This window comes from Polaromonas sp. P1_A2 (assembly GCF_056406895.1).
In genome coordinates, this window is the sequence record NZ_JBFTZI010000003.1 from 583,093 (window position 1) to 599,404 (window position 16,312).

Below are 16,312 nucleotides of genomic sequence, written 5' to 3' on the forward strand. Positions count from 1 at the left end.
CAGTCCGGAACCAGGCGCCGTGAAGCCCCAAAGCTTATCCAGTCCGCGAAAGGCTGTAAAAGTAAGTATTTTGACCTAATAGATCTATTCACTTTAACCAGCCTCTCCATGGCCGGCAATGGAAAAATGTCACGTCCAGGACTTCTCGCCGGCACATGCCTGGCACCACAATCAAAGCCCATGCACCTGCCCGCTTACCTTGCGCCGTTTCGCCCCCGCCTGTTTTCAGCACTCGCCGGCTACACGCGTGAACGGTTCTTGAAAGACGCCGGAGCAGGCGTCACCGTCGGCATCGTGGCCTTGCCGCTGGCCATGGCCTTTGCCATCGCCTCCGGCCTGAAACCCGAGGCCGGCATCTGGACCGCCATCATCGCCGGCGCGCTGATCTCGGCGCTGGGCGGCTCGGCGGTGCAGATAGGCGGCCCCGCCGGCGCCTTCATCGTGATTGTCTACGGCATCCTGGAGCGCTACGGCCTGGCCAACCTGCTGATCGCCACCGCCTGCGCGGGCGTGCTGCTGTTCCTGCTGGGCCTGTTCAAGCTGGGCACGCTGGTGCGTTATGTGCCGGTCAGCATCGTGGTGGGCTTTACCAACGGCATCGCGGTGCTGATCGCGCTGTCGCAGGCCAAGGACTTGCTGGGCCTGGTCGTGCCCAAGATGCCGGCCGACTTTTTCTCGCAGATCAAGGTCCTGGGCAGCCACCTGGACAGCTTCAACCCTTATGCGCTGGGCCTGGGCCTGATCTGCCTGCTGGGCCTGTTCGTCTGGCCCCGGCTGTTCGACACGCAGGCGCGCGCCGCGGGCGGTTTTTTCACCATGCGCCTGATCCGGCTCATGCAGGCGGTCGAGGGCGTGCAGCTCAAGCGCGCCACGCGCATGGCCTCGCGCATGCCCGGCCCCATCGTGGCGCTGGTCACGCTGACGGCTTTTGCCTATTTCCTGGCCCTGCCGGTGGAAACCATAGGCACGCGCTTTCACGGCATTCCGCGCGCCCTGCCCGCGTTTGCCCTGCCTGATTTTTCATGGGAGACAGTGCGCCTGCTGGTGGCGCCCACCATCACCATCGCGATGCTGGGCGCGGTGGAGTCGCTGCTGTGCGCGCGCGTGGCCGACCAGGTCTCGGGCCTGCCGCGCCACGACCCCAACCAGGAACTGATGGCCCAGGGCGTGGCCAACTTCGTCGTGCCCTTTTTCGGCGGCATGCCGGCCACCGGCACCATCGCCCGCACCGTGACCAATGTGCGCTCCGGCGCCAGCTCGCCAATCTCGGGCCTGGTGCATGCGCTCACGCTGGTCCTCATCGTGCTGGCGGCCGCGCCGCTGGCGGTGCACGTGCCGCTGGCCGTGCTCTCGGGCATCTTGCTTTACGTGGCCTGGAACATGGGCGAATGGCGCGAGTTCGCCCGCCTGCCCCAGGCCAGCAGCCATTACCGCCTCATCATGCTGGGCACGTTTTTCCTGACGGTGGTGTTTGACCTCACGGTGGCGCTGCAGGTCGGGCTGATCCTGGCCTGTGTGCTCTTCGTGCGGCGCATGAGCAGCCTGTTCCAGGTGGTCGAGGTCTCGCGCGATGCGGACTCGGCGAGTTTCCAGCTCTATGGCTCGCTGTTCTTCGGCGCGGTGGCCAAGCTCGATCCCATCCTGAACGTGGTGGAAAGCGCGCCCAAGGGCCTGGTGGTGCGGCTGGACGTTCAGTCGCTGCAATCGCTGGACACCTCGGGGCTGGACGTGCTGGAGCAACTGCACAAGGCCATCGTGCTGCGCGGCGGCCGGCTGGTGGTGGCCGGGCTCAATGCCCAGCCGCTGGCCGTGATGGAGCGCTCGGGCTTCCTGGCAAAGGTGGAGACGGTCTAGCGGGTACCACCGCTGGGGCTGATGCTCTCTTCGTCGACCGATCCCGTGCCCTTGACCTTGAGGTCGGCGTCGAACACCACCGTGAAAATGCGCGCGGTACTGGGCGGGTTCAGGTAGCGCCAGTCGTAGTGGGTTTCCTGCCTGAGCGCATAAGGCGTGACCTTCATGGGCTTGCCGAGCATCTTGCGCACCTGTTCCATGCGCATGCCGGGCAGCACTTTCTCGAAGTTCTGCGGCGTCAGCACTTGCCGGAGCGCGCTCATCTTGCCGTCCGCGCCTATGGTGATCATGTAGTTGGCCTGGCCCTGCGGTTGGCGGTTGTATTCAAAGGTGCGGGCGCCGGGCGCCGCGGCCGCGCCGGGCAGGGGCGTGTCGGCCATGTCAGTGGCATCCCAGATTTTTTCGGGTTCGCCGAAGCGGGCGCGCACATCGGCTTCGGTGGCCACGCCTTCTTCAAGCTCGGCGATGCGCTGCGGGTCGCAGCCCACCAGGCCCAGGACAAATGAGAGCAGACCCATACAGGCAAACATCCTTCTTGATGAAAAAGCGGGCGACAACCCCTTTTGGGCCGGCAAAGAGGGCGAAAAGGGTGAAAACAAGGAAGGCATGGCAGACCCCGGTAAAATCAGCCCACTATACGTTTCAGGCAGTTTAGACCCCATGGCCCTCCTCAACATCTTCCGCCGCTCCGACTACACCTCCGACACGACGCAGTTCATCGACCAGCTCAAGGCCAAAAAGCCCACGCTGGAAGCCGAGCAGCGCGCCGGGCGCGCCCTGTTGTGGGATAAAAACCTGAACCGCAGCGAGCAGGCCGAGTACAGCGAAGCCCGCGTGCCCCAGCAGCCCTACGTCTACGGCACCAGCAGCCACCCCAACGGCAAATAAGGGCCCCAGCCCTTCGCGACACCCGCAGCCGCTGCTTTTTTCATGTCCCAGCCCCATTTCCCGCCCGAACCCCAGGAACTGCCACCGGCCGCCGGCCAGGCGCAGCCCGTGGTGGGCACGGACATGCCCGAAGTGATAGACCAGGTCGCGCTGGCGCGCCTGTACGGCGAGCCGCTGTTCGCGATGCCGCACGACCTGTACATCCCGCCCGATGCGCTGCAGGTCTTCCTCGAGGCCTTTGAAGGCCCGCTGGACTTGCTGCTCTACCTGATCCGCAAGCAGAACTTCAACATCCTCGACATCCCGATGGCGGCGGTCACGCGCCAGTACCTGACTTATGTCGACGAGATCCGCGCCACCAACCTGGAGCTGGCGGCCGAATACCTGCTGATGGCGGCCATGCTGATCGAGATCAAGTCGCGCATGCTGCTGCCGCCCAAGAAGGTGGCCGAGGGCCAGGAGCCCGAGGACCCGCGCGCCGAACTGGTGCGCCGCCTGCTCGAGTACGAGCAGATCAAGCTGGCCGCCCACAAGCTCAACGAGGTGCCGCAGTTCGGCCGCGACTTCCTGCGCGCCCAGGTCTATGTCGAGCAGTCGCTGCAGCCGCGTTTCCCGGACGTCAACGTGGTCGACCTGCAGGAAGCCTGGCGCGACATCGTCAAGCGCGCCCGCCTGGTGCAGCACCACGTCATCAGCCGCGAAGAGCTCTCGGTGCGCGAGCACATGAGCATCGTGCTGCGCAAGCTGCAGGGCCGCAAGTTCCTGGAGTTTGAGGAGCTGTTCGACGCCGCGCGCGGCATGCCGGTGCTGGTCGTGACCTTTATCGCGCTGCTTGAGCTTTCCAAGGAAGGCCTGCTGGAAGTCACGCAGGCCGAGGCCTTCGCGCCTATTTACGTGCGCCTGGCTTACACGCCGGCCTGAGCGCGCCGCGGCGCCCGGGCGGCAAGCGCCGCACCACGGACCTTCGCCTTGCAAGCGCCCTGGCGCGGCGCCTCCCCGGCCTGCGCCCGCGCGCGACAACGACACGCCTGCGTCAGCGCGACGTCCTACACCTCTTTACCGTTTTTACACCCATGCTCAGGGCAGGACTCAAGGCCTATCGGACATGAAAGCGTGCACGCACCCGATTTCCCCCCTGTGATTTCGAGGCCCGCGCGCATGAAGGGGTCTCCTGCACCCCGCTGCCCGCAACCGCATCCATGCGGCCGGAAGCAATGTCATTCATGCCGAAAGGGCTTCCGTGAACCTCAAACTACTCCCGCTGGCACTGCTGGCCGTGGGCCCCCATCTGCAGGCCCAGACCCTGCCCGGCGCGGGCAGCCAGTTGCAGCAGCTCCCCTCGGTCCCGGCGCCGCAACCCGCACCGCCTGAAATTCGCGTCGAGCCGGGCAAGCCGGTGCCGGTCCGCGTGACCGAGGAAGCGAAGATCCCCGTCGACAGCCTGCGTATCACCGGCGCCCGGGCATACACGGAAGCCCAGTTGCTGGCCGTGGCCGGCTTCACGCCGGGCAAGGAATTGACGCTGGCCGAACTGCGCGCCATGGCGGCGAGAATCACGGCGCACTACGCGAAAAACGGCTACTTCGTGGCCCAGGCCTACCTGCCCGCGCAGGAGATCGCCGACAAGACCGTCACCATCGCCGTGCGCGAGGGCGAATACGGCCAGATCGTTGTGCGCAACCAGACCAATCTCTCCGGCGGCATCGCCGACAGCCTCCTGTCCGGGCTCAACAGCGGCGACGCCATCACCGCCGCGCCGCTGGAAAGCCGGCTGCTGCTGCTGTCGGACGTCCCCGGCGTCAAGGTCCATTCGACGCTGGTTCCAGGCGCCGCGGCGGGCAGTTCGGACCTGCTGGTGGACATCACGCCGGCTCCGCGCGTCAGCGGCAGCGTCGACGCCGACAACGCCGGCAACCATTACACCGGCGAATATCGCCTGGGCGCCACGGTGAACCTCAACAACCCCCTGGGCCTGGGCGACGTCGCCAGCCTGCGCGCGGTGACTTCCGGCTCGGGCCTGAACTACGTGATCGCGTCCTACCAGTTGCAGGTCGGCAAGGGACGCGCCGGCGTCTCCTACAGCAAGCTCCACTACGTCCTGGGCGAGGAATTTGCCAGCCTGCGCGCCAACGGCACGGCCGAGGTGGCCAGCATTTTCGGCAGCTACCCGCTGATCCGTTCGCGCGACAACAATCTCTACATCCGCCTGGGCTACGACGCCAAAACCTTCCAGGACAGGGTGGACGCCATTCCTTCCGTGACGGACAAAAAGGCCGGCGTCCTGACCACCAGCCTCTATGGCAACCACCGCGACAACCTGGGCGGCGGGGGCGTCAGCGCCTATGCGCTGTCCTTCTCGGCGGGCAAGCTGGACATACAGACACCCGCGGCGCTCGCCGCAGACGCGGCCAGCGCGCGCAGCAACGGCAGCTACGGCAAGCTCGGCTTCAACCTGATGCGGCTGCAGCGCGTCACCGATACGGTGTCGCTCTATGGGGCGGTCAGCGGCCAGCTTGCCTCTAAAAATCTCGATTCCTCGGAAAAGATGGAGCTGGGCGGCATGAACGGCGTGCGCGCCTACCCCCAAGGCGAAGCACCCGCCGACCAGGGTTACCTGATGACGCTGGAAGCACGGCTGCTGCTGCCCAAATTTCCCGAGAACCTGCCGGGACAGGTGCACCTGATCGGCTTTGTCGACCACGGCAGCGTCACCATCAACAAAAACCCCTGGGCGGCCGGACAAAACCACAGAAGCCTGAGCGCCGCCGGCGTGGGCCTGACCTGGAGCGAAACCGGCAACTTCATGGTGCGGGCTTACTACGCCCGCAAGATCGGAAGCGAAACAGCCACCTCCGCCCCGGACAAATCAGGCCGGTTCTGGATACAGGCGGTGAAATATTTCTGACGCGGCGAACGGCAAACACAGGCCGAACAGGTATTGCAACCCACAAGGATTCACCATGAACCGCATAGCCCCCTCTTTGAAGAATGACACGGCAAGCGCCGGCAACACGCGCTTTGCGCTCAGGGCGCTGCCGGCTTGCCTGCTGCTGGCCTTCGGGATTTCCGCCCACGCCCTGCCCCAGGGCGGCGTGGTGGCGGCCGGCAGCGCCAGCATCGCCAGCGGCGCGGCGAGCACGACCATCACGCAGTCCAGCCAGAGCGCCGTGATCAACTGGCAGAGCTTCGGCATAGGTGCCGGCCAGAGCGTGCAGTTCGTGCAGCCCGGCACGGGCTCGGTGGCGCTGAACCGCGTGCTGGGCGCGGACCCCTCCAGCATCATGGGAAGCCTGTCGTCGAACGGCAAGGTGTTCCTGCTCAACCCCAACGGCATCCTGTTCGGCAGCGGTGCATCGGTCAACGTGGGCGGGCTGGTCGCTTCCACGCTCGGCATCAGCGACGCGAACTTCATGGCCGGGCAATACGCCTTGTCCAATCCCGGCGGCGGTGCGGTCGTCAACCAGGGAACGATCACCGCCGCCGACGGCGGTTATGTCGCCCTGTTGGGCCGCAACGTCAGCAACCAGGGCGTGATTTCAGCCAGGCTGGGCACCGTGGTCCTGGCCGCGGGCAGCGCCATCACGCTGGACGTGGCGGGCGACGGCCTGCTCAACGTGTCGGTGGCGCAGGGCAGCGTGAACGCGCTGATTGAAAACGGCGGCATGATCAGCGCCGCCGGCGGCAGCGTGCTGCTGACGGCCCAGGGCGCGGGCCACCTGCTGCAGACCGTGGTGAACAACACCGGCGTGATCCAGGCGCAAACCATTGCCAGCCGCAACGGAAAAATCATGCTGCTCGGCGACATGGAGACCGGCACCCTGAACGTGGCCGGCACGCTGGACGCCAGCGCGCCCAACGGCGGCAACGGCGGTTTCATCGAGACCTCGGCGGCGCGCGTCAACGTGCTGGACGGCGCGCGCGTCACCACCGCAGCCGCGGCGGGCCTGACAGGCCACTGGCTCATAGACCCGCAGGACTTCATCATCGGCGTCGGCGGCAACATCTCCGGCGCCACGCTGTCCGCCCAGCTGGTGACCAACAACATCACCATCGTCAACGCACCCAGCGCCGGCAACGGCGATATCTTCGTGAACGATGCAGTGAGCTGGACGGCCGCCGGAGCGCCCACCACCTTGACCCTGAACGGTGCACGTGACGTGAACATCAACGCAGCGGTCACGGCTGTCGACGCGAATTTTTCGGTCTGCTGCGGCCGGGACATCAATGTGAACGCGGCCGTCACGGCGACCCGCGGCAGCGTGCTGCTCGGCGCCGGACGCAACCTGAACCAGAATGCGGCCATCACGGTCACCGACGGCAACCTCGCCATGTGCGCGGCCAACGATGTCAGCATCAACAGCGCCATCACGCTGACGCGCGGCAGTTCCGACCCGACGCGCAGCCTGGGCCTGGCGCCGGGCCTGACGCTGCGCGCCGACAGTGACGGAACCGGACCCGGCCGGATCGGCGGCACGGTGGTCATCAACCCGCTGGCGCCCATGGTGACGGTGACCGGGCCCAACGCGCCGGTCGACATCTTCTACAACCCCGTTTCCTACACCGTGCCCACCGACTATTCGCCCCGCTTCACCTTGACTGGAGGCGCCACGCTGACGCAACACATGCTGGTGTTTCCCGAGGCAAGCAAATCCTACGACGGCACGGCCAGTGCCGTCCTCACGGGCCTGAAAGGCAACCCCGCCGGCGTCACGCTGATCGCCGACCCCGGCAGTACCGCCACCTTCGACAGTATGGATCCGGGCACAGGCAAGACCGTGTCATTCACCGGTTACCGACTCGGCGGCCCGAACGCCGCCCAATATGCCCTGGCCTCCTCATGCTGCGGGCCCATCGCGGGAAAAACCACCGCAAACATCACACCGGAAACCCGGCTGCCTTCATACGCCAGCGTCGCGGCATTCGCGAGTTTTGCCGCTTATTCAGAGGGCTTCATGCCCGCCACCTATGCGACCTCCGAAGGCGATATTTTTGTGCCGGGAGAGCGGATGGCTGAAGTTGTGGAGCCCATCGAGATACCGCGCAGGAAATATGTTGCTCCGCGCTATTTGCCCAGGCAGCCGCGCAACTGACAGGTACAGGAAGTCACCGTCATGTTCCACTTCCCGGGGGAAATCCCGCATCGCCGCCGCAAGGCGGCCATCGTCAAGGTTCTGGGCCTGGGCCTCGTTCTGCTGGCAGCCGGTCTTGCCGTACACGCCGCGACCGCGGCGGCAACAGATGATGCCAACCCGGCGCCCGCGGGGCCCGGCAGCACAAGCGCCGTTGATGGAAAACGGCCTCGCCACGCCGACTTCGGCCGTGAACACGCATCAAAGGAGACCCTGCACGTCGCCCACTGGGTTGTCGCCTCCGGGGACAACCAGGGCCTGCCTTTCCTCATCATCGACAAGGTGAACGCCAGGGTTTTTGTCTTTGATGCCCTGGGAAACCTGAGCGGCGCCGCGCCTGTCCTGCTGGGCCTGGCGCACGGCGACGACTCCACACCCGGCATCGGCGAACGCAAGCTGTCCACCATACGCCCCGAAGAGCGCACCACGCCAGCGGGCCGCTTCGTGGCATCGCTGGACCACGACCTCCATGGCGTGGAAATGCTCTGGGTCGACTACGACACCGCCATCTCGCTTCACCGCGTCGTGACCGTGGCGGGTGAACGACGCGCCCAGCGCCTGGAAAGCGCCACCAGCGCGGACAACCGGATTTCCTACGGCTGCATCAATGTGCCCGCGAAGTTCTACGACAAGGTGGTCAGCCCGGCCTTCACCGGCACCAACGGCATCGTCTACATACTGCCGGAAACACGCCCGGCACGCGAGGTCTTCAAGTCCTACGACGTGGATGGGCCGGCGCCGGCACAGGGCGCGGGTTAGCCGGTACCCGGCCCGCCGCAGGCCTGCCTGATAATCGGCTGTGTGCGCAGCAGATTCCGCGTCCATCGACCGGGCAAAAGGCGCCCCGTCTTCGCATGAACCCTATTTCCCATCCCCACCACGAGCACGCCTTTGACGTCCTCATCATCGGCAGCGGCCTGGCGGGCCTGGCCTCCGCGTTGCTGCTCGCCCCGGGCCGGCGCGTGGCGGTGGTCACCAAACGTGAACTCAACGACGGCTCCAGCGCCTGGGCCCAGGGCGGCATGGCCGCCGTGCTGGCCGAGGGCGACACGCTGGCGCAGCACGTGGCGGACACCCTGGTCGCGGGCGCGGGCCTGTGCGACCTGCCGGCCACGCAGGCCGTGGTGCAGGGCGCACCCGAGGCCATCGCCTGGCTGCGCCAATTGGGCGTGGCGTTTTCGGAAGACGGCGAACACCCGGGCGAGCTGCACCTGACCCGCGAAGGCGGCCACAGCCAGCGCCGCATCGTGCACGCGGCCGATGCCACCGGCGCCGCCGTGCAGCGCACGCTGATCGAAAAGGTGCGCGCCACGCCGGGCATCACGCTGTTCGAGCACCATATGCTGGTCGACCTGATCACCGACCGGCGACTCAAGCGGCCCGGCAAGCGCTGCCACGGCGCCTATGTGCTGGACACCCTGAGCGGCCAGGTGCTGACCTTCAGCGCCGGCCAGACCATCCTGGCGACCGGCGGTGCCGGCAAGGTCTATCTGTATTCCACCAACCCCGACACCGCCACCGGCGACGGCATTGCCGCCGCCTGGCGTGCGGGCTGCCGCGTCGGCAATATGGAGTTCATCCAGTTCCACCCGACCTGCCTCTACCACCCCGAAGCCAAATCATTCTTGATCACCGAGGCGGTGCGCGGCGAAGGCGGCAAGCTGCTGCTGCCGCCCTCGGCCGGCGGCGGGCGCTTTATGCCGGCACACGACGAACGCGCCGAGCTTGCGCCGCGCGACGTGGTGGCGCGCGCCATCGACTTTGAAATGAAAAAGCACGGGCTGGACTGCGTCTACCTGGACATCTCGCACCAAAGCCCGGCGTTTTTGCGGGAACACTTCCCCAACATCCTCCAGCGCTGCCTGGAGCTCGGCATAGACATCACGCGCCAGCCGATCCCGGTGGTGCCGGCCGCGCACTACACCTGCGGCGGTGTGATGACCGACCTGCAGGGCCGCAGCGACGTCGCCGGCCTGTATGCGATAGGCGAGACCGCCTGCACCGGCCTGCACGGCGCCAACCGCCTGGCCAGCAACTCGCTGGTCGAATGTGTGGTGCTGGCGCGCGCCGCCGCAACCGCCATCGCTGCCGAGGCCGCCGCCGAAACACCGGCCCTGCCGGCCTGGGACGAAAGCCAGGTCACCGATGCCGACGAGACCGTGGTGATCTCGCACAACTGGGACGAGCTGCGCCGCTTTATGTGGAACTACGTGGGCATTGTGCGCACCACCAAGCGGCTGGAGCGCGCGGCGCACCGCATCGCCCTGCTCGACGCCGAGATCCAGGAGTTTTATGCCAACTTCCGCGTCACACGCGACCTGCTGGAGCTGCGCAACCTGGTGCAGGTGGCCGACCTGATCGTGCGTTCGGCCCACGGCCGGCATGAAAGCCGCGGCCTGCACTTCAGCCGCGACTACCCCGGCATCGCCGAACAGGCCGTTCCCACCGTGCTGGTGCCGCCCGCAAGCTGATTCCTCCCCATTCTTTCCCCCGCCATCTTTATCTGGAGCCCCTATGCCTCATTTGATCGTTGAATATTCGAACAATCTCACCGGCTTCCCCAAAGCCGAAGTGCTGCAGGCGCTGAACAAGACTCTCACCGCCAGCCCTGAAATCAAGGACGAAGCCGACCTGAAAACCCGGCTGGTCGCGCTGGACAGTTTTGAAATCGGTACCGCGCCGGCCTCACGCGCTTTTGTGCATGCCCAGCTGCGCCTGCTGTCGGGCCGCACACCCGAAGCCAAGAAGGACCTGGGCGAGCGCATCGCCCAGGTGCTGCGCCGCCTGACGCCGCGGCCGGCGGGTTTGATGGTGCAGCTGAGCGTGGAGATGGTGAACATGGACCGCGCGTCCTACGTCAAGGAAAAGCTTTAAGCCAGCAGTGGCGCCCCGCCGTCCCGCTGGCGCCACAGCATCAGATAGCCCGGCACAGCCTTGGCGCCCTCCACACGGACCTGTATTTCCTTCATGCGCAGCATCTCGAAACCATTGTGCAAAGCGATGCGGGTCAAATAATCGAGGGAATGCGTGTAGCGGCCCGTGGTATTCAGGCGAAAATCGCGAGCATCCGGCGAGTCCGGCGCCTCCTCGTTGGCTGCGTCAAGCGATTCCACGGAAAACGCGAACAGTCCGCCCGCGCGCAGCAATCTTTGCGCATCGCTGAACAATCCGTCCAGCCTTCCGACATAGATAAAGACATCCGTGGAGATCAGGACGTCATAGCTGGAGGCCGCCTCCTTTCGCATCATGGCGAGCAAATCCATGTGTTCAAGCCGGGAGTAAATGCCCCGCGCCTCAGCCTTCACCAGCATGTTGGCGGAGAGGTCAACCCCCACCAGCTCTTTGGCATAAGGGGAAATGGCCAGGCCCGACAAGCCTGTGCCGCAACCCAGATCCAGCACAGACCATTGCCTCGCCGCCGGAGTGGAGACCTCGCGGACAAGATCCATCAGTTTTTCCGGCGCGTCGTAATGCAGTGTTTGAACCAGATGCGAGTCAAAAGTTTGCGCATACTCATCAAACAGCTGTGCAACGTAGCCGCTGGGCGTGCTGTCCCGGTGCTCTCCTGACAGAGCGGCCACCAGATGCGTCACCGGGCTGTCGGGCTGTAGTTCGACAACCCGCCGGTAGCAGGCGATCGCACCTTCTTTATCCCCGCGCTCCAGAAGAATGTTTCCAAGGAGTCGATGCGCGGCGACATGTTCAGGCGTGAGCTCAATCGCGCGCCGATAACACGCCATGGCTTTCTCGCCTTGTCCCGACGCACTCATGACATTGCCAAGGGCTGCATGGATGTCGGCGTTGTCGGGGGCTATGGCAATCGCCTTTTCATAACACTCGGCGGCCTTTGTGTGTTGGCCGAGATACCCATAGGCGTCGCCCATCATCTTGTGAGAGACCACCGCAGTGGGCTCCAGCGCCACCGCCTTGCCATGGCAGGAAATGGCGCCTGCAAAATCCCGCTCGTGGAACAGCAGGTTACCCAGCAAAAAGCGGAATTCCGCTGAGTTGGGCAAGGCAAGAATGGCTCTTCTGACGACGGCTTTGGCGTCCTCGGTCTTGCCGGCTCCAAGCAAAAGATCGAAGAGATCGCGATACGCAAATTCAAAGTCCGGCTTGAGTGCCAGCGCTTGTGTGAAATGCCGGACTGATTCAGGGTGGTCGTCAAGAGCCTTTGCCGCCTTGCCCAGCAGATAGTGCGCGTCGGCAAGCGAAGTGTCTATCGCCAGGGCACGTTCGAGTGCCACGGCAGCTTCCGCGAACTTCTGCTGTTCAACCAAAGCAAATCCCAGGCCGACACAGGCAGCGGCAAAGCGCGGGTTGAGCGACACCGCCTGCTGGTAGCACGCAACGGCCTCGTCGAATTGGCCCAGGTTCAGGTGCTGGTCGCCTTGCCTTTTGGCGGCTACTTCCTGGGGCCCTGCGGGGGGTTCCCCGCCCAACAAGATTTTCAGTTCTTCCAGCACGGCTTGCCTCTCAATCCAATGTTCACGCCATCGTGGCACATTGTCTCCCCGTCCTGGCGATTGCCAAGCCCTGAGGGCTTTACCTTTACCTAGGCAAGCTGCTCCAGATCCGCCGGTATCCAGCCCCGCAGGCTGTTAACAAAAGCCAGCGCCTCCACGCGCGGCAGGTCCTCCACACGCACCACGGCTTCTTCCTGAATGTGGCCGTCCTGCAACGCACGGGCGCGCCCCACACCGGCCAGCAAGCCGCAGCGCAGCGGCGGCGTGACCCAGCGGCCGTCCAGCAGAAAAGCCACATTGCCGCGCGTGCATTCCGTCAGTTCGCCGTCGGCGTTCCAGAGCAGCGTGTCGAACACATCGGGCTGCGCGGGCGTGAAGGCGTCGTAATGGGCGCGCCGGGTGGTCTTGCAGCGGACGAATTCGCCGTGTGCTTCATCCAACGCACGATTCGCCAGTTGCAAGCGCACACGCGCAAGTGAAGCCGGTAAGGCATAGGCCTCGGCGCGCGCACGACCCCGTGCGTCCAGCAACAAACGGACCCGCCACGCGCCCTGGGTGTGTGCATCGGCCACTGACTGCAATGCGCCCTGCACATGCCGCGCATCCCACGGGTAGCCAAAGTGCTGCGCGGCTTGGGCCATGCGCGCCAGGTGGGCATAGTCGTCGCGTAATTGACCGTCTGCCAGACCCAGCGTTTCCAGCAACTCGAAGGGCGCGCTGGCGCGTTGCACAAAGGCCTGCTTAAGGCCCCATTCACGCCACTCGCCATCGGCCGTCGCACCCGAGGTGATACCGCTGCCGATGCCGCAGCGGGCTTCCTTGCCGCGCAGGCTCACGGTGCGAATCGGCACATTAAAAGTCGCCGCGCCGCCGGGCCGTAGCACACCCATGGCCCCGCAATACACACCGCGCGGCTCCGGCTCCAGCGCGCGAATCGCCCGCATGGCGCGCACCTTGGGCGCGCCGGTGATGGAGCCGCAGGGAAACAGCGCGGCAAACACATCGGCCAGGCTGCAGCCGGGCCGCGTGCGCGCCTCCACGTCCGAGGTCATCTGCCAGACCGCGGGCAGGGCCTCGGTGTGGAACAGGCGCGGCACGCGCACGCTGAAGGGTTGGGCGATGCGCGACAGGTCGTTGCGCAGCAGGTCCACGATCATCACGTTTTCGGCGCGCTCCTTGGGCGAGTTGCGCAGGGCCTCGGCTTGCGCGGCATCGTCCCCGGGATTGGCGCCGCGCGGCGCCGTGCCTTTCATGGGCCGCGTAAGGAGCAAACCTTCGTGCCAGTCGAAGAACAGCTCGGGCGACACCGACAGCAGTTGCTCCTCGCCCGTGTCCAGAAAAGCCGCATAGCCGCCCGGTTGGGCGCGCTGCAGGGCCTGGAACAGGGCCGGCGCGCTGTGCGAATCGCCGTCCAGCGCGGCCCGCATCTGCGCCGTGAAATTGACCTGGTAGTACTCGCCATCGGCAATCGCGCGTTGCAATTCGGCCAGCGCGGCCTCAAACGCGGTGCGCGTCATCGCCTCCTGCCACTGAAGCTGCGGTGATGCTTCTTGTACGGGACCAGGCCAGGGCAGCGCCGCGTCATGCACGGCAAACCAGGCCAAAGGCCCATCAGCCGGGTGCACGGCCAGCGCGGCATCAAAAGCAGGCGCGGCCTCATAACGCAAATAGCCCACGCACCAGGCGCCCTGCCGTGCCGCGGCCTGCGCGGCATCCAGCACCGCGCGCACCTCCTCGGGCCGCCGCGCCACCAGTACTTCGCGGGCTGTGCCAAAGGCCTGGCGCAAACGCGGCCCCTCGGGCTGGTGGGGGTCGGTGAAATCGATGAGCGCTGAAACCGCGTGCGCCACGTGCTGGGCGCCCGTCAGGCCGCGCCTATGTTAGGCACCAGGCCCGTGACCGGCCGCCCTGCCTTCAAGGCTTCGGTGAAGGCCAGCATGCGGTCTATGGGCAAACGCGCGCGTTGGCCCAGCGCCGCATCGACCTTGATTTCGTTCGTTCCGGTTTCCAGCACCTGCGCCAGCCCGGCCAGGCCGTTCATGGCCATCCAGGGGCAGTGGGCGCAGCTCTTGCAGGTGGCGCTGTTGCCGGCGGTAGGCGCCTCGATAAACACCTTGCCCGGGTTCAGCGTGCGCAGCTTGTGCATCATGCCGTTGTCGGTGGCGACGATAAATTCTTTGGCATCCATCTCGCGCGCGGCTTTCAGGATGCCGGAGGTGGAGCCCACGGCATCGGCCAGCGCCACCACGTCGGCGGGCGATTCGGGATGCACCAGCACTTTGGCACCGGGGTGTTCGGCCTTCAGGGCCTGCAGCTCAAAGGCCTTGAACTCGTCATGCACGATGCAGGCGCCGTTCCAGAACACCATGTCGGCACCGGTCTCGCGCTGGATGTAGCCGCCCAGGTGGCGGTCGGGTGCCCAGAGGATTTTCTGGCCCCGGTCTTTGAGCGCACGCACGATATCCAGCGCGCAGCTCGAGGTCACCAGCCAGTCGGCGCGCGCCTTCACGGCGGCGCTGGTGTTGGCGTAGACCACGACCGTGCGGTCCGGGTGGGCATCGCAAAAGGCGCTGAATTCAGCGGCCGGGCAGCCCAGGTCCAGCGAGCAGGTCGCGTCCAGGTCGGGCATGAGCACGCGCTTTTCGGGCGACAGGATTTTGGCCGTCTCGCCCATGAAGCGCACGCCGGACACCACCAGGGTCTGCGCCGCGTGGTCGCGGCCGAAACGCGCCATCTCCAGCGAGTCCGAGACCAGGCCGCCGGTTTCTTCGGCCAGGTCCTGCAAATCGGGATGCACGTAATAGTGCGACACCATGACGGCGTTGCGCGCCTTGAGCAGTTCGCGGATGCGGGTTTTGAGCCCCGCGCGCTCGGCCTGCGTGGGCTCGGCCGGCACGCGGGCCCAGGCCTGGTGCGTGCTGCAGGCGCCGGCCGCCTCGGGCTGCTCGTAATCGACGCGGATCGGCACGGCTGTTTGCATGTTCACACCGCCTGCGCGTCAAAGCGCATGGAAAAATCAATCGCCCGCACGTCCTTGGTCAGCGTGCCTATGGAAATACGGTCCACGCCGGTTTCGGCCAGGGTGCGCAGGCCGTCCAGGGTGACACCGCCGGAAATCTCCAGCACGGCGCGCCCGGCGTTGATGCGCACGGCCTCTTTCAGGTCGGGCAGGCTCATGTTGTCCAGCAGGATCATGCGCGCGCCGGCATCCAGGGCCTGGGCCAGCTCGCCCAGGTTCTCGACTTCAATCTGCACAAAATCGGCCTGCGCGGCGACCTCGGCCGCGCGCGCCAGCACCTGCGCGATGCCGCCGGCCGCCGCGATATGGTTTTCCTTGATCAGCACCGCGTCGTACAAACCGACCCGGTGGTTGGTGCCGCCGCCCGTGACCACGGCGTATTTCTGCGCGAGCCGCAGGCCGGGCAGGGTCTTGCGCGTGTCCACAATCTGCGCGCGCGTGCCCTTCACGATATCGACATAGACCGCCGTCTTGGTGGCCACGGCGCTGAGCAGCTGCAGAAAATTGAGCGCCGTGCGTTCGGCCGACAGCAGGGCGCGGGCGTGGCCGCGCACCTCGAACACCACCTGGCCGGCTTCGCAGCGCTCACCGTCCTTCACATGCCAGAGCAACTGGGCCTGCGGGTCGAGTTGCCGCACCGTGGCCTCCACCCAGGCGCTGCCGCAGACCACGGCACTTTCGCGCGCCAGCACCTGGGCCCGCGCCTGGCGGGCCGCATCGATCAGGCCGGCGGTCAGGTCGCCGGCGCCAATGTCCTCGGCCAGCGCGCGCGCCGCGTCGGCCTGGGCCAGGTCGGCGAGCGCCTGGCGGGAGAAATCAAATGACTTTTTCATGAGCAATCTAAGAAAGAAACCTCTGCATACCGTGCACTAAACTATTAAATAGAGCCAAAAACTGTCGCGAATGTTACAGCGACCGGCCAGAGGCCTGAAGGCCGCGAGCTGCCCGCCCACCAT

The 16,312-nt window shown here is 65.9% G+C and carries 13 protein-coding genes; 8 read left to right on the plus strand and 5 right to left on the minus strand.

Going from position 1 to position 16,312, the window contains the following annotated elements; translation table 11 throughout:
• Positions 1–180: 180 nt before the first annotated feature.
• The gene (locus tag AC1D09_RS14745; protein WP_477661148.1) at positions 181–1,854 is read left to right on the plus strand and encodes a SulP family inorganic anion transporter; all 1,674 of its coding nucleotides are present in this window, start codon (positions 181–183) and stop codon (positions 1,852–1,854) included.
• On the opposite strand, the gene bamE is transcribed toward AC1D09_RS14745, so the two are convergent.
• Positions 1,851–2,372, minus strand: a complete 522-nt coding sequence (gene bamE, locus AC1D09_RS14750; protein WP_477661147.1) for an outer membrane protein assembly factor BamE domain-containing protein — start codon at positions 2,370–2,372, stop codon at positions 1,851–1,853. The genes AC1D09_RS14745 and bamE overlap by 4 nt on opposite strands.
• Positions 2,373–2,514: 142 nt before the next feature.
• Between bamE and AC1D09_RS14755 the strand changes: the two genes are divergently transcribed.
• The 7 genes from AC1D09_RS14755 to AC1D09_RS14785 all read left to right on the plus strand — a co-directional run bounded on the left by AC1D09_RS14755 (position 2,515) and on the right by AC1D09_RS14785 (position 10,745).
• Positions 2,515–2,742 carry a DUF3460 family protein gene (locus AC1D09_RS14755; protein ID WP_007867807.1) on the plus strand — a complete coding sequence of 76 codons (228 nt, stop codon included), beginning with the start codon at positions 2,515–2,517 and terminating at the stop codon, positions 2,740–2,742.
• 42 nt (positions 2,743–2,784) lie between these two features.
• Positions 2,785–3,663: a segregation and condensation protein A gene (locus tag AC1D09_RS14760; RefSeq protein WP_007867820.1), complete on the plus strand. Its 879-nt coding sequence runs from the start codon at positions 2,785–2,787 to the stop codon at positions 3,661–3,663.
• A 319-nt stretch (positions 3,664–3,982) separates the two neighbouring features.
• On the plus strand, positions 3,983–5,647 hold the full coding sequence (locus AC1D09_RS14765; RefSeq protein ID WP_477661146.1) for a ShlB/FhaC/HecB family hemolysin secretion/activation protein: 1,665 nt from the start codon (positions 3,983–3,985) through the stop codon (positions 5,645–5,647).
• A 55-nt stretch (positions 5,648–5,702) separates the two neighbouring features.
• Positions 5,703–7,832 carry a two-partner secretion domain-containing protein gene (locus AC1D09_RS14770; protein ID WP_477661145.1) on the plus strand — a complete coding sequence of 710 codons (2,130 nt, stop codon included), beginning with the start codon at positions 5,703–5,705 and terminating at the stop codon, positions 7,830–7,832.
• 21 nt (positions 7,833–7,853) lie between these two features.
• Complete coding sequence (locus AC1D09_RS14775; protein WP_477661144.1) at positions 7,854–8,630, plus strand: hypothetical protein; 777 nt, start codon at positions 7,854–7,856, stop codon at positions 8,628–8,630.
• A gap of 95 nt (positions 8,631–8,725) precedes the next feature.
• Positions 8,726–10,342: an L-aspartate oxidase gene (gene nadB / locus AC1D09_RS14780; RefSeq protein WP_477661143.1), complete on the plus strand. Its 1,617-nt coding sequence runs from the start codon at positions 8,726–8,728 to the stop codon at positions 10,340–10,342.
• 43 nt (positions 10,343–10,385) lie between these two features.
• On the plus strand, positions 10,386–10,745 hold the full coding sequence (locus AC1D09_RS14785; protein ID WP_477661142.1) for a 5-carboxymethyl-2-hydroxymuconate Delta-isomerase: 360 nt from the start codon (positions 10,386–10,388) through the stop codon (positions 10,743–10,745).
• On the opposite strand, the gene AC1D09_RS14790 is transcribed toward AC1D09_RS14785, so the two are convergent.
• The 4 genes from AC1D09_RS14790 to nadC form a co-directional block, all read right to left on the minus strand.
• Positions 10,742–12,337 (minus strand): tetratricopeptide repeat protein, encoded by a 1,596-nt coding sequence (locus tag AC1D09_RS14790; RefSeq protein ID WP_477661141.1) that lies wholly within the window; start codon positions 12,335–12,337, stop codon positions 10,742–10,744. The genes AC1D09_RS14785 and AC1D09_RS14790 overlap by 4 nt on opposite strands.
• A gap of 89 nt (positions 12,338–12,426) precedes the next feature.
• Complete coding sequence (pabB, locus tag AC1D09_RS14795) at positions 12,427–14,187, minus strand: aminodeoxychorismate synthase component I (RefSeq protein WP_477661140.1); 1,761 nt, start codon at positions 14,185–14,187, stop codon at positions 12,427–12,429.
• A gap of 14 nt (positions 14,188–14,201) precedes the next feature.
• Entirely contained in the window at positions 14,202–15,317 is a 1,116-nt protein-coding gene (gene nadA, locus AC1D09_RS14800; protein ID WP_477661139.1) for a quinolinate synthase NadA, read from the minus strand.
• A gap of 2 nt (positions 15,318–15,319) precedes the next feature.
• Positions 15,320–16,189 (minus strand): carboxylating nicotinate-nucleotide diphosphorylase, encoded by an 870-nt coding sequence (gene nadC / locus AC1D09_RS14805; RefSeq protein WP_477661138.1) that lies wholly within the window; start codon positions 16,187–16,189, stop codon positions 15,320–15,322.
• Between the last annotated feature and the right edge of the window lie 123 nt (positions 16,190–16,312).